This window comes from Pseudogemmobacter bohemicus (assembly GCF_003290025.1).
In the GTDB taxonomy this organism is placed as follows: domain Bacteria; phylum Pseudomonadota; class Alphaproteobacteria; order Rhodobacterales; family Rhodobacteraceae; genus Pseudogemmobacter; species Pseudogemmobacter bohemicus.
The window spans coordinates 125,227-142,052 of sequence record NZ_QNHG01000002.1 but is presented as its reverse complement, the minus strand read 5'-3'; the positions used below and the strand labels follow the sequence as shown (position 1 = coordinate 142,052).

The following is a 16,826-nucleotide window of genomic DNA, read 5'->3' as shown; positions in this document are numbered from 1 at the left end:
ATCCTGATCATGCTTTTCGGGCAGGCGTGACACGGTAATATTCTCGCGGCCGTAGCACGATCATCTGATCGGAGCGCTATGCAGGGTTTCCAGGCAACCGGACTGCGGGGCCCTGCCGTCTGCATCAGCCCCGTTGCGCAGTGTGAGGCCTTCTGGCACCATGCAGGAGCAGGCGTGACGCGGTGATATTCTCCCGGCCGTATCACGGTCAGCCGACCGGAGCGCCATGCAGGGTTGCCGGGAAACCGGATCGGGAGGCCCTGCCGTCTGCATCTGCTGACATCGGTTTACAACCTCGGCCCCCCGCAAACCGTTGTGGCTTATCCCGACTTATCTCGCGTTGTTACACCTTGTCCTGAACGGGCTTCAGCCCGTCAGTTACCAAGGGACATGTTCATGCTCGCCAACCGGGAAAGCCTTGATCTCGCCTTCAAGGGCTTCAAAACCGTCTATTCCGATGCCTGTCTCGCCGCGCCGTCACATTTCGACAAGATCGCGATGACTGTGCCCAGTTCCAGCCGCGATGAAACCTATGGCTGGCCTAGGACAGTTCCCGGCGATGCGCGAATGGCTGGCGGAACGCATCATCCACAACCTTGCCGCCCACAGCTTTACCATCACGAACCGCCGCTTCGAATCGACGGTGGCGGTGCAGCGCACCGATATCGAGGATGACCGGCTCGGGATCTTCAAACCGGCCTTCTCGAAGATGGGCAACAATGCCCGCCGCCATCCCGACGAACTGGTTTTCGGTCTGCTGAAGTCTGGCTTCAGCACGAACTGCTACGATGGTCAGAACTACTTCGACACTGACCATCCGGTGATCGGCTCGGATGGCGCGGTCAAATCCGTTGCCAATACCGATGGCGGTTCGGGCGCGCCCTGGTTCCTGCTCGATGTGTCGCGCGGGGTTCGCCCCATCATCTGGCAGGAGCGCGCAAAATACGAGTTCCAGTCGATCACCGACAGCAATGACCATCATCTGTTCATGAATGATGAATACATCTATTGCGTCCGGGCACGGGTCAATGCCGGTTTCGGCCTCTGGCACCTCGGCTGGGGATCGAAACAGGACCTGACGACGGAAAGCTATGCCGGCGCCCGTGCTGCGATGATGAACTTCCGCGCCGATGGGGATCGCATTCCCGGTATTCAGCCGACAATCCTGGTTGTGCCGCCCGTTCTGGAACAGAAGGCATTGCACATTCTCAATGCCCTTCTCAATCCCGATGGCGGGTCGAACGTCTGGAAAGGGACCGCAGAGTTGATCGTTACCCCGTGGATCGCCTGAGGGGGGCGGGGAGGATGAACGACCTCGAGACCGCCACCTGTCACCTTGCGCTTCCGCCAGCTGGCTCTCGTGCCTGAATGGGTTCACCTGTCGCCGTCCGGCCCCGTTGCCGGGCGGGATGGTCGCAGCTTTGACCTGCCGGACCCCTCGGGGCTGATTCTCGCATTCCAGGCCTCGGGCATCGATCTTCCGGTCGATTACCAGCACCAGAACGACAAAGCCGAAGCAAGGCTCAACGGCCCGGTGCCCGCCGCTGGCCGGATCAGGGAGTTGCGAGCCGACGAAAGCGGGATCCGGGAGCGCGTCGAGTGGACCGCGACCGCATATGAAATGATCGGGAGGAAGGAATACCGCACCCTCAGCCCGTCCTTTCTGTTCCACCCGAAAACCCGACAGATTGTCCGCCTGAAAGGCGCAGGTCTGGTTCAGAGCCCCAATCTCTGCCTCACGGGCGCTGGCCAGCGAGGCAAGACCGCATGAATCCCGCCCCCTTCGACAGGATTGCAACGACCGCCAATCCCGATCTCGCTCGCTTCGGGCAGGCGCTGGCCGATCTTCCCGGCCTGCCACTCACGGCCAAACCGGAAGACATTCTGGCAGCGCTGAAAGAGCGGCTTGGCGCTGAGCCTGACCCAGCCAAATACATGCCGGTTACAGCGGTGCAGTCCATGCTGGTCGAACGTATGCAGGAGCGCCGCGCAATCACGGCTGATCGCGCCGGGGCGAAGGTCGATCAGGCAATGCGTGATGGCTACCTGACGGCAGGCATGAAGCCCTGGGCTTTGGCTCTTTGCCACTCGGATGAGGCGGCTTTTGATACCTTCATTCAGAGCGCCGGCCCGGTTTTCTCGCATCTGCAAAGGCCGTCGCATACCAGCGCGTTGCCGCCATCCCAGATCCGGCCCGTCGCAGCAGACAGTCCCGTTGCTCTCGCAATCTGCGAACAACTCGGCCTGAAACCTGGCTCACTGGCTGACTGAACCCGGATCGGGCTGTCCCGTCCCGATCCGCCCGGCGCTGGCTCTGTTCGTTGGGGGCGGAGCCAGCGCCACCCGCCCGCATCCCGGCTGTGACTCTCCGGGATGCGGGTCTTTTCTCATCCTGCCGGAGGTTCCCATGTCCTTGCCCGCCAGCCCGATGCCCAAAGCTTCCGCACAGGTTGCGCCCTTTGTCGAATGCCTCGGGCCGGAACTGGCGATGCAGTTCCTGCTGCGGTTCGGAGGCGCAGAACTCTACATTTCCGCCAACCCCCAGAATGGGGGCGGGGTCGAGGCGCTTGTTGGCCGTGAGGCTATGGGACGAATGGTCGCCCACCATCGGATCGGAAACCACATCCGCAGGGTGCCGCTCGCGCGGCGCTGGCTTGCACTCATGTTGCACTGGCAGGGGTATTCCACCGCCCAGATCGCCCGCACCCTTCGGGCTACGGATGTGACAGTTCGCAACTACATCTCGGCAGGGCGTGTGGCATGACCGAACAAACACGCAGAACAGCGCCGCTGGCCCGCCTCGCTCGGGCGGTCGCCGCAGATATCGGGCGGGCGCAGAATGGCATGACAGAGCTTTCAGCCGCACTTCAGGGGCAATTTAATCCCCCCTTAAACACGGGTTTAAATCCAGCCGAATGGCGGGCGCAGCACCGCAGTGGGCACCCACCCAGAATCGACGCTGACCCGGAACTAAGAGCCTTCATTCTCGACCGGATCGGCAGCCAGACCTATGATCAGATCGTCAGCGCAGTTCGCGCCACGTTTCCGGCCGAGCGTTGGGTCTCGCGGTCCTCTATCAGCAGGTGGTGGCGGCGCTTCAATCGAGCCGCGCCGTATACCTCAACCGGCTGATCCTGGCCTACACCAGCAAATCCCGGAAATAGCCGCCTTCAGCCAGCCATTGCGGCCTAATTGGTAACACTGCGGATTAATTGGTTACAGAACAGCAGATCCCGTTTCGACGCCGGAAGATTATAAAATCTTCACAATTTTAGGGGAATCCTGATCCGGATCATGGCTGCAGCGCCATAGTGCCGGCAAATCCGCCCATCCCGGGTGGAAATGCTTGCGACTGGCGGCGACATGAAGAAAACTGGCCGCCGCATCGGATTTGCGCGCAACGGGGGGTAACCTGCCGGATCGTGCTCCGGGGCCGGCAAATATGGGATCACGGGTGAAACTCGGTCACGTCAGAGCGCAGCAGGCGCGCAGGTCAGTCGGTGCGGCATGCCGCGCCCCCGCGAGGATGCGGGGACGCAGTAGCAATGCGCCCATGACCAATGCACCCATGGCGGCCGGGCGGGGCACCACCCCGACCGAACCCGCCGCCGCGCCCGCTTCAGCCGGGGACGGGTCGTGTAGTATCGGGCGAAGTCCCGACCCGCAGCCTGCCGCTATACGACGACGCACCGCCTTCGCTGGAAGGCCTTCCGTTTTACTGAACGCCCAAAGGAACGCCCGGCCCCGCCGCGCGGCGGCCCGCTCATGCATTTCTTTCCTCAACCGCGCCGGGATTCCCCTCGCGCGGCTTTCTTACTTCGGAGCCAAACCTCGTGTTATTTGAATGGATGTCAGACCCGGCCGCCTGGGCCGGCCTCGCGACGCTGATCGTTCTTGAGATCGTCCTGGGGATCGACAACCTCGTCTTCATTGCCGTCCTCGCCGACAAACTGCCGGCACATCAGCGCGACAAGGCCCGGCTCATTGGCCTGTCGCTGGCTTTGGGGATGCGTTTCGTGCTGCTGGCCTCGATCGCCTGGATCGTGACGCTGCAGGATGAGCTTTTCACCATATTCGGGCATGGTTTCTCAGGGCGCGATCTGATCCTGATCTTCGGCGGGTTGTTCCTGCTGTTCAAAGGCACGATGGAGCTGCATGAGCGGCTTGAGGGCCATTCCGGTCATAAGGAAGGCTCGGTCGTCCAGGTCGCCTTCTGGCAGGTTCTGTTGCAGATCGTGGTGCTGGACGCGGTTTTCTCGCTCGACTCGGTGATCACCGCCGTCGGCATGGTTCAGCATCTGTCCATTATGTATATCGCCGTGCTGGTCGCGATGGCGGTCATGCTGCTGATGTCGAAGACGCTGATGAATTTCGTCTCGAAACACCCGACCGTGGTGATCCTCTGCCTTGGGTTCCTGATGATGATCGGCTTCTCGCTGATCGTTGAGGGCTTCGGCTTCCACATCCCGAAAGGCTATCTTTACGCTGCGATCGGCTTCTCGGTGGGGATCGAGGCGCTGAACCAGATCGGCCGTGCCAATCGCGAACGTTACATCACCTCCGGCGACCTGCGCGACCGCACCGCCGAGGCGGTGCTGCGCCTCCTCGGCGGTCGCAAGGGTGAGGATCTGGGTGGCACGGCGGATGTGATCGCCGACCGCTCGGCCGAGCAGGAGCTGTTCGCGCAGGAGGAGAAGGAGATGATCCAGGGCGTGCTGGGCCTGACTGACCGGCCTGCAACCTCGGTGATGACCCCCCGGAATGAGATCGACTGGATCGACCTTGAATCGGATGAGGCAAAGATCCGTGAGCAGATCCTTGATCAGAAACATTCGCGTTTCCTGATCGCGCGCGGCAGCCTTGACGAATTCGAAGGCGTCGCGCTGGCCCGCGACCTGATGCGCGACCTTCTGACCGATGGCCATATCAGTGTCGAGCGCTCGGTGCGCGAGCCGCTGGTGCTGCATGAAAGCGTCTCGGTCCTGCGCCTGATGGAGCAGCTGCGCCGCGCCCCGGTGCAGCTGGCGGTGATCGTCGATGAATTCGGTTCGCTGGAGGGGATCGTGACCCCCACCGACGTTCTGGAGGCCATCGCCGGCGACTTCCCCGACGAGGATGAGGAGCCGCTGACCGAGGAACGCGCCGAGGACGGGTCCTGGCTGGTCGATGGCTGGATGGATATCCGCCGCGCCTCGCAGCTGTTCGAGACGGATCTTGAGGACGAGACCGAGCGCTATTCGACGCTCGCCGGCTATATTCTCTGGCGCCACGGCAATATGCCGGTCGAGGGTGAAAAGCTGGATTTCGACGGTCTGGAATTCGAGATCGTCGCGATGAATGGCCGCGCCATCGACAAGGTGCGGGTGCGCCGGCTTGCTGCTGACTGAACAGATCGTTCAAAGTTTAATAGAAACAGCGGCTTAATCTTCTTGGTGGAGCAGGGGGCTGCGGTCAGACTGGGAAAACTACCTCCGAATGACCGCAGCCCTTCCGGACAATTCCGCCAGCGATGATCCGCTTTCCGCATATGGGCGCTCTGCGCCGATGGCTTGCCGATACGACAGGCAGCGTCACGATCTTTTTCGTGGTGATCTTTCCGCTTCTGATGCTGATCGGCGGGCTGGCAACCGATGCGGTGCGGCTGAATGCGCAGAAACGCTATACCCAGTCCCAGGCCGATCTGGCGGCGCATAGTGCTGCGCGTTTCCTGCCCGATCCGGTCAGGGTGCGCGCGATTGCCCGCCGGGTGGTGGCGGTGAATGCGCTTTATGGTCAGATCCAGTTGCAGGATTCCGATATCCTGCTGGGCAGTTTCACGGCCGTTGGTGGCTTCGTACCGCATCCGGACCAGGCCAGCCCGACCGGTGCCAGCGCGGTGATGGTCAAGGTGCCCTCGCGCTACCGGCCGCTGCTTCTTGGCCCGGTGATGCGCGACGAGAATGTGGTGATCCGGCGCTCGGCGGTGGCAGGGCAGAAGGGTGGGGTGGTGGTTTTCACCCTGCGCAACCGGCTGCTGGGGGTAAATACGCGGGAATCGATCCTGGATCCCGTGCTGTCGGGCCTTGGGATCGGGCTGAATGTCTCGGTCCTCAGCTATGAGGGGCTGGCCAATACCAGGGTCAAGGTCGAGGAGCTGCTGTCGCTGCTTTCACTGGGTCTTGCGGCCGAGGTTTTCACCTTCAACGACGTGTTGCATCTGCCGCTGACCGGGCCGCGGCTGTTTTCCGGCCTGTCCCAGGCGGGCGGCCTGCCTTCGGGCGCGCTGCCGCCGCTGCCGCATGGTGGCCAGCCGGTGACCCTGGCCGAGGTGATGAGCGTCTCGCCCTCGCTGCTGGAGGCGCGGATCGGCGATGTGCTGCCGGATGTGACGGTGAATGCCTATGATCTGATGATGGCCTTTCTCGGCCTCGCCGCCGATCCCGAAGAGCGGCTGGATATCGGCACCGGCCTCAACCTCGCGCCTTTGGCCAATGTCGGGCTTAAGATCGGCCTCGTGCGGCCGCCGGTGATCGGTATCGGGCGGATCGGAGACGACCCACCGCCGCGCGCCTCGGTCTCGCAGGTCGATGTGGCGCTTGGTGCCGATGTGCTGGGCGAGGGCAACGGCGCCCTGTTGCGGGTGGCGCTGAATGTGGGCGTGGGAACGGCGGATGCGGTGGCGCTCAGCCTCAATTGCGGCGCAAGCGAGCCCTCGGACCAGCTGGCCCTGTTCCGCGCCGAAACCGCCCCGGTCGAGCTGGCGCTGCGGATCGGGCTTCTGGATTCCCGACCAGGCGTCGCTCCTGCCGATATGGGTCGCGTTTCACTGGCGCGCGGCGTGAAAGACGTGCCGATTCGCCTGGACCAGTTCCGCCAACCGGTGCCGGTGCGCAATCCGCTGACGCTTTCCGGGCTGGTCGCGGATGTGGGCACCTTCCTTGACACCGTCAGCGACGATCTGCAGGCGCAGGTGGATGCGAATGCCTGCGCAGGGGGGCTGTTGTCGCTGCTTATATGCCCGCTTTTCACGGTGGTGAACGCCGCGCTCGCCGCGCTGCTCTCTGTCCTCAGCAGCGTGATCAGCAGCATCGCTTGGGTATTGGCGTCGCTGGGTGTGGATGCGATCATACAGTCGCTGCTGGATCTGCTGGGGATCAGCGTGGCTCAGGCCGATCTGATCCTTGACGATTACAGCTGTGGAACCTCGATGTTGCAATAACCGGATTCGGTCACAAAGCCTGTGCCGGATCCAGCCCCAGGACAGAAGGCTTGCCCGGTCCCGACGGAACTGCTGCCCGGCGGATCTCATTGATTGAAGCCTCTTGCGGGCCGGATCTGTCGAATTGTCGGCATATCGGCAGGCCGCAGAATGCTGGCCATCCGCTTCATTGGGATTTGTACCCCGGGCGTAGTGTCAGGCGACCATCTGGTCTTTCTGAAGGGAGAATGACGGATGCGATACCCGCCTTGTTTGGTCCTGAGGGCCACGGCTGGAGGAGCCCACAGCCACTGGAAAACCCAGGACACCGCCTTGTCGAACCCCGCCAGCGGCAGTCACCCTTACGAGAATCCGTGGAACCCTCCCGACCTTGTGTGCCGGTTAAATCCCGCCCCGCAATCGGAAAGGCAGTCCGCGCACAGAGCCGTATCAGACCCTTTCCAGCCCCTTTTCGCGGGGAAGAGGGCCGATCTGACTTCGGACGGCACACCGGAGCTGTTTTCCTTCTATCGTCCCGGAATGCCCCCTTGCAAAACTCCGCCCTGAAGGCTATCCCCGCCTCAATGGTCGGAGCGTAGCGCAGCCTGGTAGCGCACCTGCTTCGGGAGCAGGGGGTCGGAGGTTCGAATCCTCTCGCTCCGACCAATTACCCCCCCCCCCTGAAAACAAACGAAAAATCGCAAGTCCCTTCGGGGGCTTGGAAGGCGTCAAAGGGAACGAAAGGGAGCCAAAATCCCTGTTTAGGGACGAAAACTCCCTGGAAAACTCCCTGGTATCCCCTGGCGCATACCGGGCACCTTGGGGTGAGTCGGGGGCATTTCAATGACCCAAAAGCATCCGCATTGGCTTACTGCGAAAGCATGGCGCGAAGATCGCGCTGAAACGCTTTTCAACGGTGCCCCCCGCGCCTCCGGGGACTTGATCGCCCTGAGCATGGATGCGGGAGAGGATCGCCTTGCCGCTTTCTTGCGTGTGAGAAAGGCGTCCCTTGCTGACATGCTTAAAGCCCGAGCCACCTTCCGCAGGGCTTACGCTGACACTTGGGCGAAGCTGGCGGCGACCTGAAAAGAGAAAGGGGGCGAGCCACGGCCATGGCTACGCCCCCTGTTGACCCCGATGCAACAGGATCGGCCTAAGAGTCGCTGATCCTCGCCCCCGATGCAAGGAAAACAGCGATGTCCGATCATCTGCATTCCCCCACTGCCAAGGCCGAATTGCAGGCGTGGCTTGCTCCGCATAATGCAGTTGCCGCAGCGGATGAAGCCGCCGCAGAGACCATTGAAGAATTGGCCGCTCTCCCGCTGTGGCAGGTCACGAGCACCACCGCAAAGGCGGTGAGCCTCACCCAGACGGGCGCGGCAATTGTTCCTCAGTCCCCGCTCATGCACTCGCATGTGCCTCGCCGGAAAGGTTGGCAAAAGATCATCACGAAACTGGCCAAAGGCGGGGGGCCGCTGGCAGTTGCCATCTTGCGGGATGCGGAGTTTTGGCACCACCAGTCTCGCAACGCGCGGTGGAATGCTGACCTTGGCCGTTATGAGCGATGGTGCGTCCGGTCCGTGCCAGCTTGGCTTGACCAGCTGCAAGAGGGCGAGAACCGCCCTGCGGAAAGATCGTTTCACCGAGCCAAAGACTATCTTGTTTCGGCGGGCCTGATCATAGCCGAGGCGCATTTCTGGGAGGGCAAGCGGTGCCTCTGGATGAAGCCAAGCCCCGAGACCACCCGCATCATGTTTGAACCGGGGTATTGGGAAGGGGTGGCAGATACATGGCAGGCCGTGGGTAAGCGGAAACCCCGAGGGAACAGCGCAGCACATGCCGCTTACACCGCAGAGGCCGAAGCATGGTATCAGAAGTCCCGTGATGCCGGTTTGCCGCCAGACATGACCAGCGCGGAGCGATGGGCCGTGTTCAAGCGGCTGACCGAGCCGCAGGCCCTTTCTGGGAGCTACACTATCGCGGCGTTCGCTCCGAAGGGATCGACCCGATACGCAGTCTTGCAGGACATGCTTTTGCCGTGACCAAACGGCCATTTTAGATTTCTAGGTCGTGTTGACAAAAGGGATTCCGCTGGCATTCGTCCTATGATTCAAGCTCATCTCTACGTGGGAGATGAACTTGGCACGCAACCTGATATCCGACGACGAGTGGACCTTCTTCGAGGGCTTCATTCGTGCCGTCCGGCACCCTAACGGGCGGAAACCTGCGGACCATCGTCTTGTTCTCGATGGAGTTTTCTGGATCGCAAGGACTGGTGCGCCATGGCGTGATCTGCCCGAAGAGTTTGGCAAGTGGTCCTCGGTCTACCGTCAGTTCCGCCGGTGGACTTTGGCGGGACTGTGGGAGGATATCCTGGATGCGCTGAACCACGCTGGGATCGCGCCAGACAAGCTCCAGATGGTCGACAGCACTGTGATCCGCGCTCATCATCATGCTGCGGGCGCAAAAGGGGGACTCCGAAAGAGGCTCTTGGCCGTTCGAGAGGTGGCTTCTCGACCAAGATCCATCTCCGCGTCAATGGCGCAGGCCTCCCGATGAGGACTGAGATCACGCCGGGGCAGGTTTCCGACTACACCGGCTATGATCTGGTGATGGCCGACAACCTGCCGCAGCCAGCAGTTCTGGTCGCCGACAGGGGCTATGACTCTGATAAAATTCGGGAAGACATCGAGAACCGCAACGCCCTGCCCATGATACCGATGCGAAAGAACCGAAGGGTGCGCAAGGCTGTCGACATGACCATCTACACCCTGCGCAACATGGTCGAGCGCTGCTTCAACAAGCTGAAAAACAGCCGTCGGTTGGCAACCCGCTACGACAAAACCGCAGACAGTTTCCTCGGCTTCGTAGACGTTGCCTGCATCAGGCTATGGCTTCGCCATTTGTCAACATGACCTAGCCATCGGAGCTATCGAGGTCACCACACCGTCCATCTCTTCCCTCCATTTGCGCTTATGACGGATGACGCTACTATCAGTTGATGGAGCGAGCAAGCGAAGTTCCGCTGGTGTGCTTACACTAGGCTTGTCGGCCAGCATGACCACGCAGCGGACGCGATGCACGCCAAGCGCTTACCCTTCACCCATTTCGTAGGTGTGGTTTCAGATGCGTCCGACATGCGGCTTCCTTGATCTCTTCAGGGTTGGATCAGAGCGAGAACGCCTTGTCTGCCTTCTGCTTGGCTTCCCGCAGTGCCCGAACCTTGTGGGGTGCTTCGCCCACGGCCTTCTCAAGCTGCGTGTGGAGCAACCCGCTGCGATCCATGATCAGGTCGCGTGCCGCCTGCATCGCCCGGAGACGTTTCGCGGCAAGGGGGGGCGTCCGGCAACGGCCTGACTTCTGCAACAATGCCCAATGCCCCTTTGTCGCAATGGAAAAGCAGCCGGTCGGACATTATTCACTACATGATTGACAAAGGTCAGATATGACCTCTATTACAAAAGTCGAACTCGAATGAATAATGTCGTGATCGTCGCTGTCGGAACCTTGGGGAGGGGAGATGCAGCCAGTTCTGGACGTTGAGAACCTGCGCAAAAGTTTTTCCGGCGTGCCAGCGCTGCGCAATGGACGCTTCCGGCTGGAACACGGCTCTGTTCATGCCCTTTGCGGCGGCAATGGCGCCGGGAAATCCACCTTTCTGACGATTGTGATGGGCATTCAGGCCCGCGATGGCGGCACGATCAGCCGCAACGGCAAGCCGGTCAGCTTCACGTCGCCCGCCGATGCGCTTGCGAATGGAATCGCCATGGTTGAGCAGGAACTGTCACCGGTCCCCGCCATGAGCGTCGCCGAGAATATCTGGCTGGGGCGCGAGCCTGTGGGCTTCCTGGGCCGCATCGACTTTGCCACGATGAACAAGCGCAGCCAGGACCTGCTGGACGGGTTCGGCTTTGGTATTCGCGCCGAGACGCTGATGATGGATCTGACGGTCGCGCAGACCCAGCTGGTCGAGATCGCCAAGGCGCTGTCTTTTGACGCCGAGGTGATCATTCTGGATGAACCGACTTCGGCACTGGGCGAGGCGGAGGCGGAGCAGCTGTTCCGCGCCATCCGGGCCCTGCGCGAAAATGGCCGGGCGGTGATCTATGTCAGCCACCGGCTCTCGGAGATATTCTCGATCTGCGACAGCTATACGGTGTTTCGTGACGGCGAATTCGTCCAGGACGGCGCGATCAGCGACATCGACAAGGAAGAGCTGATCCGTCTGATCGTCGGGCGCTCGCTGAATGAGGAATTCGTCAAGGAAAACACCCCCGGCACCGAAAAGGTGCTGGAGGTCGAGGCGCTCTCGGCAGACCGGGGTGTCTCGGGCATCGGCTTTACCGCGCATAAGGGCGAGATCCTCGGCATTTACGGGCTGATGGGATCGGGGCGGACCGAGATCCTCGACCGGCTGTTCGGTCTGTCCACGACCCATGGCGGGCAGATCCGTATTGGCGGAACCGAGGCGCGGATCCTGTCGCCCAAGGACGCCATCGCGCTCGGGATCGCCTATGTCACCGAGGATCGCAAAGGCTCGGGCCTCGTGCTGTCGGGCTCGGTGCGCGACAATCTTTGTCTCACCACGCTGGAGCGGGTCTCAAACCTTGGCGTGATGAGCGCCGCGCGCGAGCGCGAGGCGGCGGCGCGGATGATCGGCGAATTGTCGATCAAGACGGCCAGCGATGCGCTTGGGGTCTCCAGCCTGTCTGGCGGCAATCAGCAAAAGGTCGTGCTGGGGAAATGGTTCCTGACCGCACCGCGCATCCTTTTACTGGATGAACCGACGCGAGGCGTCGATGTCGGCGCCAAGCGCGAGATCTATCGCGTGATGTCGGATTTCGCCCGCGCGGGCGGAACCGTGCTGATGGTCTCCTCCGAGACGGATGAGCTTTTGGGCATGGCGGATCGGGTGATCGTGCTGAAGGACGGTCGCATGACCGGAGAACTGGGCCGGAGCGAGCTTTCGGCCGAAAAACTGCTGCATCTCGCGGTTTGAAGCGGGCGGGCGCGAGAGGGAGGGATTTGTGGCGATGGATGTGACGAAAACCGGAGCGGGCGGCCAGGGGGCGGTTCAGCTCATTCAGAAATACGGCATCATCCTTGCGCTGCTTCTGTGCTGCGCGGTGCTGACCGTGATCAGCGACAACTTCCTGACAATGCGCAATATTCTGAACGTATTGCGGCAGACCTCGATCAACGGGATCCTGGCGATCGGCATGACCTTCGTCATCCTGACGCGCGGGATCGACCTTTCGGTCGGCTCGGTCGTGGCGCTGGCGGGGGTGGTGGCGGCCTCTTTCGCGACGACCTCGGCCAGTTTCATCCCCGGCGCGCCCTGGCCTGCGGCGGCGGCGATTCTGATCGGTGTTCTGGTCGGCATGGCCTGTGGCGGCGTTTCGGGGGTCTTCGTCTCGCGCTTTGGTGTGCCTGCATTTGTGGCGACGCTGGGCATGCTCTCGGCGGCGCGGGGGCTGACGCTGCTTTATTCGGGCGGCCGCCCGATCCCTGCGCTGACGCCCGAGTTCCGCTGGATCGGCACCGGCAGCGCCTTCGGCATTCCGATTCCGATCTTCCTGCTGCTGGGCGTGTTCGTGGTTGCGCATCTGGTGCTGACCCAGACCCGTTTCGGCCGCCATGTCTATGCGGTGGGCGGCAATCCGCATGCGGCCAAGGTCTCCGGCCTGCCGGTGATGCGGATCCGGCTGATGGTCTATGTGATCTCGGGCGCATTGGCGGCGCTGGCGGGGATGATCCTTGCGGCGCGGACCGGCTCGGCGCTGCCCCAGGCGGGCACGGCTTATGAGCTGGACGCAATTGCCGCAGTGGTGATCGGCGGCACCAGCCTTGCGGGCGGTGTGGGCCGGGTCTCGGGGACGCTGATCGGGGCGCTGCTGATCGGGGTGGTGAATAACGGTCTCGATCTGCTCGGGGTCGAATCCTACTACCAGCAGGTCATCAAAGGCGCGCTGATCGTGGCGGCCGTGATGCTGGACCGCTCGCGCAACAAACAGGAATAGGCCGCGCGACTTCGGGCGCGGCAGAGAGTTCACAAAGGCCATCCATGGGAGGATACCGGATGCTCAGGAAGACGATTGCGAAGACGATGGTGACGGCAAGCGCGCTGGCGCTGGTGGCAGGTGCCGCCCTGGCCGAGGGTAAGCCGCGCATCGGGGCGGCGGTTTACGGGCTGAATGCCGAGTTCATGCAGATCTGGGCTGATGCGGCCGAGAACCATCCGGCGGTGAAAGAGGGCCTCGTTGAGCTGACCGTGTTCGATGGCCGCTATGACGCGCTGGTCCAGCAGGAACAGTTCGAGACCATGATCACCGAGGGCTACAGCGCCATCATCTTCGTGCCGATTGATATCGAAGCCGGTGCGGCTGCGGTTGATGCCGCTGCCGAGGCGGGGATCCCGGTTTTCGGCTCTAACACACGGGTAAACAGCGACAAGCTGACCGCCTATGTCGGCTCGAACGATGTTGAATCCGGCTATATGGAAGCAAAATACATCCTCGATAAGATCGGTTGCAAAGGCAATGTGGTGATCATCGAGGGGCCGATCGGCCAGTCGGCGCAGATTCAGCGACTGGAGGGCAACCAGAAAGCGCTGGCTGAATGCCCGGATGTGAAGGTGCTGGAACAGCAGACCGCCAACTGGAGCCGCGCCGAGGCGCAGACCCTGATGGAGAACTGGCTGACCAAACACGGCAGCGCAATCAACGGGGTGATCGGCCAGAATGACGAGATGGCGCTTGGCGCGATCGAGGCGATCAAGGCGGCAAACCTCAATGTCGGGGATTTCGCCATTGCCGGGATCGACGGCGTGACCGATGCGCTTCATGCCGTGAAGGCGGGCGATATGGCCTCGATCCTCCAGGATGGCGCGGCACAGGCCCAGGGCGCGCTGGATCTGGCGATTGCCTCGGCGATCCCGGGCTATGAGCCGATGTCGCCGATCTGGAAGAAATATCCTGACATGCCCTGGAATGGCGGCAAGGACGCGGAATATAACGTGCCCTGGACGCCGGTGACGGCTGAAAACGTCGACGCTCTGCTGGCGGAACGTCAGTAAGACAACCCGCGCCGCCGGGCCGGTTCCGGCGGCGCACCTCTCCCGAATTTCCCTTCGACAGCCAGATGAGGTGCCGCATGGCCGCCCCCGATTTCGGTTTTTCACTGCTTGGTAAAGTCGCGGTCGTGACCGGCGCGGGCTCCGGCATTGGCGCGGCGATTGCGACCGCTTTTGCCGCCAGGGGCGCGAAAGTGGCGCTGCTGGATATGAACCTTGCGGCGGCATCGGCGCTGGCGGCAGGCTTCGCGGAGGCGCGGGCTTACAGCTGCAATGTGACGGATGCGGCCTCGGTCGCGGCGGCGCTGGATGCGGTGACGGCGGAGTACGATGTGCCGGATATTCTGGTCAACAGCGCCGGGATTGTCGATCTCGCCCCGGCGGAAGAGCTGAGCCAAACCGCCTGGGACCGCACGATTGCCGTCAATCTGACCGGCAGTTTCCTGATGGCGCAGGCGGTCGGGCAGCGGATGATCAAAGCGGGCAAAGGCGGGCGTATCGTCAACCTCGCGAGCCAGGCCGGATCGGTGGCGATTGATGGCCATGTGGCCTATTGCGCGTCAAAATTCGGCATTATCGGGGTGACGAAGACGCTGGCGCTGGAATGGGGCCGTCACGGCATCACGGTCAATTCGATCTCGCCGACCGTTGTGCTGACCGATCTGGGCCGCAAGGCCTGGGACGGGCCAAAGGGGGATGCGATGAAGGCGCAGATCCCGGTTGGCCGCTTTGCCGAACCCGAAGAAGTCGCGGCGGCGGCGGTGTTCCTCGTCTCGGGTGAGGCGGCAATGATCAACGGCGCCGACCTGCTGGTCGATGGCGGCTATACGGTTAAGTGAGGCGAGGATGCAGCGTTTTCTCAATGATCCCGACGATATTGTCGATGAAACCGTGGCGGGCTTTGTGCGCGCCCATCGCGGCCTTGTGCGGCTGGACCCGGCCAATCCGCGGGTCGTCGTCTCGACCTCCGCGCCGCAGCCGGGGCGGGTTGGTATTGTGACCGGCGGCGGCTCGGGGCATGAGCCGGCCTTTATCGGCTATACCGGGCGCAATCTGGTCGATGCGGTGGCGGTGGGGGAACTCTTCTCCTCGCCAACCGCGAAGAGCTTTGCCGATGCGATCCGTGCGGCCGATGGCGGCGCCGGGGTTGCGGTGCTTTACGGCAATTACGCGGGCGACAATATGAATGTCCGCATGGCGAAAGAGATGGTGACGCCCGAGGGGATCGAGGTCGAAACCGTTGTCGCCAATGACGATGTCTGCTCGGCGCCTTTGTCCGAACGCGAGCGCCGTCGCGGGGTCGCGGGCGAGATTTTCATGTGGAAGATCGGCGGCGCGAAGGCCGCGAAGGGTGGCAGCCTTGCCGAGGTGATCGCCTCGGCGCAAAAGGCGATTGATGCCTGCCGCTCGGTCGGCGTGGGCCTCGGGCCTTGCACCCTGCCTGCGGTGGGCCATCCGAATTTCAGGATCGAGCCGGGCACGATGGAAGTTGGCATCGGCCATCACGGTGAGCCCGGCGTCCGGGTGGAGCCTTTGAAAACCGCAGATGCGGTGGCCGATGATATGCTTCAGATCGTGCTGGAGGATCATGGCCTCGCTGAGGGGGCCGAGGTTTCGGTCCTCCTCTCGGGCCTTGGTGCCACCCCGATCAACGAGCTTTACGTTCTTTACGACCGGATTGAGAGCCAGCTGGATGCGAAGGGTATCCATGTCCATAAGGCCTTTGTCGGCAATTACTTCACCTCGCTGGAGATGGTCGGCGCCACGCTGACGATCATGGCGCTGGATGCCGAGATGAAAGAGCTGCTCGACCTTGGCGCCGAAGCGCCCGGTATGATGACGGGTCAGGTGGCGGCCGCCACTGCTGCGGGCGCGGGACAAAGCCGCCACGCTGCCGTAAAGGCCGCGGCGCGGCAGGTTGTGGCGAGGGATGTCAGCATCACCGGCGCTTCGGTTCCGGTGGCGGGCAGCGCCGGGATCGTGCGCGAAGTGGCGGCGGTTATCGTCTCTAACAAGGCGCATTTGTCGGAAATCGACGGGCTGATCGGTGACGGGGATCACGGGATCAACATGGCCAAGGGCTTTGGCCGCGCGGCAGAGCGGATCCCGGCGGATGCCAGCCTTGATGCGGCACTGGCGATCCTGTCCGACGTGCTGATGAGCGAAATCGGCGGCTCGATGGGCCCGCTTTACGGCTTCATGTTCGAGGCGATGGCGGCGGAAGTCGCGGGTCGCCCGGCGCTGGATGCCGACGGGTTTGACGCGGTGCTGGCGGCGGCGCTGAAGGGCGTGCGCAAGACCGGCAATGCCCAGGTTGGTGACAAGACGCTGGTCGATTGCCTCGTCCCTGCGGTAGAGGCGTTTTCAGCCGCGAAGGCTCAAGGCTTTGCTCCGGCGCTGGTGCAGATGTCCGGGGCTGCGATCCGGGGCCGCGATTCCACGGTCGACCTGGTGGCGAAGCTTGGCCGCGCCAGCCGCCTCGGGGAGCGTTCGCGCGGGGTGCCGGATGCGGGCGCGACCTCGTGCTGTCTGATCCTGACCACGCTGGCGGATGCCATCACGCGACGCCTCGGCTGA

At 62.6% G+C, this 16,826-nt stretch carries 15 protein-coding genes, 1 tRNA gene and 1 pseudogene; 16 read left to right on the top strand and 1 reads right to left on the bottom strand.

The features are described 5' to 3' along the window. Nucleotides 1-390: 390 nt before the first annotated feature. The 11 genes and pseudogenes from DRF71_RS28525 to DRF71_RS08660 form a co-directional block, all read left to right on the top strand. Nucleotides 391-495: pseudogene (locus DRF71_RS28525) on the top strand (Mu-like prophage major head subunit gpT family protein); the annotation flags it as partial. Nucleotides 496-532: 37 nt separating this feature from the next. Then, a complete protein-coding gene (locus tag DRF71_RS08705; protein WP_232831402.1) occupies nt 533-1,291 on the top strand; it encodes a Mu-like prophage major head subunit gpT family protein in 759 nt (252 codons plus the stop codon). Nucleotides 1,292-1,360: 69 nt separating this feature from the next. Further along, nucleotides 1,361-1,771, top strand: a complete 411-nt coding sequence (locus DRF71_RS08700; RefSeq protein ID WP_157970998.1) for a phage protease — start codon at nt 1,361-1,363, stop codon at nt 1,769-1,771. Next, on the top strand, nt 1,768-2,271 hold the full coding sequence (locus DRF71_RS08695; protein ID WP_112310192.1) for a phage protease: 504 nt from the start codon (nt 1,768-1,770) through the stop codon (nt 2,269-2,271). Before DRF71_RS08700 ends, DRF71_RS08695 begins: the two co-directional genes overlap by 4 nt. A gap of 136 nt (nt 2,272-2,407) precedes the next feature. After that, nucleotides 2,408-2,764 (top strand): terminase gpP N-terminus-related DNA-binding protein, encoded by a 357-nt coding sequence (locus DRF71_RS08690; RefSeq protein ID WP_112310191.1) that lies wholly within the window; start codon nt 2,408-2,410, stop codon nt 2,762-2,764. Next, nucleotides 2,761-3,132, top strand: coding sequence for a hypothetical protein (locus DRF71_RS27355; RefSeq protein WP_157970997.1), 372 nt, complete (start codon nt 2,761-2,763; stop codon nt 3,130-3,132). Before DRF71_RS08690 ends, DRF71_RS27355 begins: the two co-directional genes overlap by 4 nt. A 701-nt stretch (nt 3,133-3,833) precedes the next feature. Further along, nucleotides 3,834-5,387 (top strand): TerC family protein, encoded by a 1,554-nt coding sequence (locus DRF71_RS08685; protein ID WP_112310190.1) that lies wholly within the window; start codon nt 3,834-3,836, stop codon nt 5,385-5,387. Nucleotides 5,388-5,509: 122 nt separating this feature from the next. After that, nucleotides 5,510-7,198, top strand: a complete 1,689-nt coding sequence (locus DRF71_RS08680; RefSeq protein WP_112310189.1) for a pilus assembly protein TadG-related protein — start codon at nt 5,510-5,512, stop codon at nt 7,196-7,198. Between the two features lie 568 nt (nt 7,199-7,766). Continuing rightward, nucleotides 7,767-7,843: transfer RNA gene (locus DRF71_RS08675), tRNA-Pro, on the top strand. Between the two features lie 530 nt (nt 7,844-8,373). Continuing rightward, the gene (locus DRF71_RS08665; protein WP_112310187.1) at nt 8,374-9,219 is read left to right on the top strand and encodes a hypothetical protein; all 846 of its coding nucleotides are present in this window, start codon (nt 8,374-8,376) and stop codon (nt 9,217-9,219) included. Nucleotides 9,220-9,310: 91 nt separating this feature from the next. Continuing rightward, nucleotides 9,311-10,092 (top strand): IS5 family transposase gene (locus DRF71_RS08660; RefSeq protein ID WP_112310186.1). Its coding sequence is split into 2 segments (ribosomal slippage): nt 9,311-9,653 and nt 9,653-10,092, totalling 783 coding nucleotides; the frame shifts between segments, so codons are not numbered across the junction. A 253-nt stretch (nt 10,093-10,345) separates the two neighbouring features. Here DRF71_RS08660 and DRF71_RS27350 read toward each other — a convergent pair. Next, nucleotides 10,346-10,486 (bottom strand): hypothetical protein, encoded by a 141-nt coding sequence (locus DRF71_RS27350; protein WP_157970996.1) that lies wholly within the window; start codon nt 10,484-10,486, stop codon nt 10,346-10,348. Nucleotides 10,487-10,697: 211 nt separating this feature from the next. Here DRF71_RS27350 and DRF71_RS08655 point away from each other — a divergent pair, with 211 nt between their 5' ends. The 5 genes from DRF71_RS08655 to dhaL all read left to right on the top strand — a co-directional run bounded on the left by DRF71_RS08655 (nt 10,698) and on the right by dhaL (nt 16,826). Next, complete coding sequence (locus DRF71_RS08655) at nt 10,698-12,176, top strand: sugar ABC transporter ATP-binding protein (RefSeq protein ID WP_112310185.1); 1,479 nt, start codon at nt 10,698-10,700, stop codon at nt 12,174-12,176. 34 nt (nt 12,177-12,210) lie between these two features. Beyond that, nucleotides 12,211-13,197 (top strand): ABC transporter permease, encoded by a 987-nt coding sequence (locus tag DRF71_RS08650; RefSeq protein WP_112310184.1) that lies wholly within the window; start codon nt 12,211-12,213, stop codon nt 13,195-13,197. Between the two features lie 59 nt (nt 13,198-13,256). Further along, nucleotides 13,257-14,252 carry a substrate-binding domain-containing protein gene (locus DRF71_RS08645; RefSeq protein ID WP_232831399.1) on the top strand — a complete coding sequence of 332 codons (996 nt, stop codon included), beginning with the start codon at nt 13,257-13,259 and terminating at the stop codon, nt 14,250-14,252. A gap of 77 nt (nt 14,253-14,329) precedes the next feature. Beyond that, a complete protein-coding gene (locus DRF71_RS08640) occupies nt 14,330-15,088 on the top strand; it encodes a GolD/DthD family dehydrogenase (RefSeq protein ID WP_232831397.1) in 759 nt (252 codons plus the stop codon). Nucleotides 15,089-15,095: 7 nt separating this feature from the next. Beyond that, nucleotides 15,096-16,826 carry a dihydroxyacetone kinase subunit DhaL gene (dhaL, locus tag DRF71_RS08635; protein WP_112310182.1) on the top strand — a complete coding sequence of 577 codons (1,731 nt, stop codon included), beginning with the start codon at nt 15,096-15,098 and terminating at the stop codon, nt 16,824-16,826.

Bases quoted from the DNA above. Each gene is read 5' to 3' on its own strand.
- DRF71_RS08705 (WP_232831402.1), top strand. From the start codon at position 533: ATGGCTGGCCTAGGACAGTTCCCGGCGATGCGCGAATGGCTGGCGGAA.
- DRF71_RS08695 (WP_112310192.1), top strand. From the start codon at position 1,768: ATGAATCCCGCCCCCTTCGACAGGATTGCAACGACCGCCAATCCCGAT.
- DRF71_RS08690 (WP_112310191.1), top strand. From the start codon at position 2,408: ATGTCCTTGCCCGCCAGCCCGATGCCCAAAGCTTCCGCACAGGTTGCG.
- DRF71_RS27355 (WP_157970997.1), top strand. From the start codon at position 2,761: ATGACCGAACAAACACGCAGAACAGCGCCGCTGGCCCGCCTCGCTCGG.
- DRF71_RS08680 (WP_112310189.1), top strand. From the start codon at position 5,510: ATGATCCGCTTTCCGCATATGGGCGCTCTGCGCCGATGGCTTGCCGAT.
- DRF71_RS08665 (WP_112310187.1), top strand. From the start codon at position 8,374: ATGTCCGATCATCTGCATTCCCCCACTGCCAAGGCCGAATTGCAGGCG.
- DRF71_RS27350 (WP_157970996.1), bottom strand. From the start codon at position 10,486: ATGCAGGCGGCACGCGACCTGATCATGGATCGCAGCGGGTTGCTCCAC.
- DRF71_RS08655 (WP_112310185.1), top strand. From the start codon at position 10,698: ATGCAGCCAGTTCTGGACGTTGAGAACCTGCGCAAAAGTTTTTCCGGC.
- DRF71_RS08650 (WP_112310184.1), top strand. From the start codon at position 12,211: ATGGATGTGACGAAAACCGGAGCGGGCGGCCAGGGGGCGGTTCAGCTC.
- DRF71_RS08645 (WP_232831399.1), top strand. From the start codon at position 13,257: ATGCTCAGGAAGACGATTGCGAAGACGATGGTGACGGCAAGCGCGCTG.
- DRF71_RS08640 (WP_232831397.1), top strand. From the start codon at position 14,330: ATGGCCGCCCCCGATTTCGGTTTTTCACTGCTTGGTAAAGTCGCGGTC.
- dhaL (WP_112310182.1), top strand. From the start codon at position 15,096: ATGCAGCGTTTTCTCAATGATCCCGACGATATTGTCGATGAAACCGTG.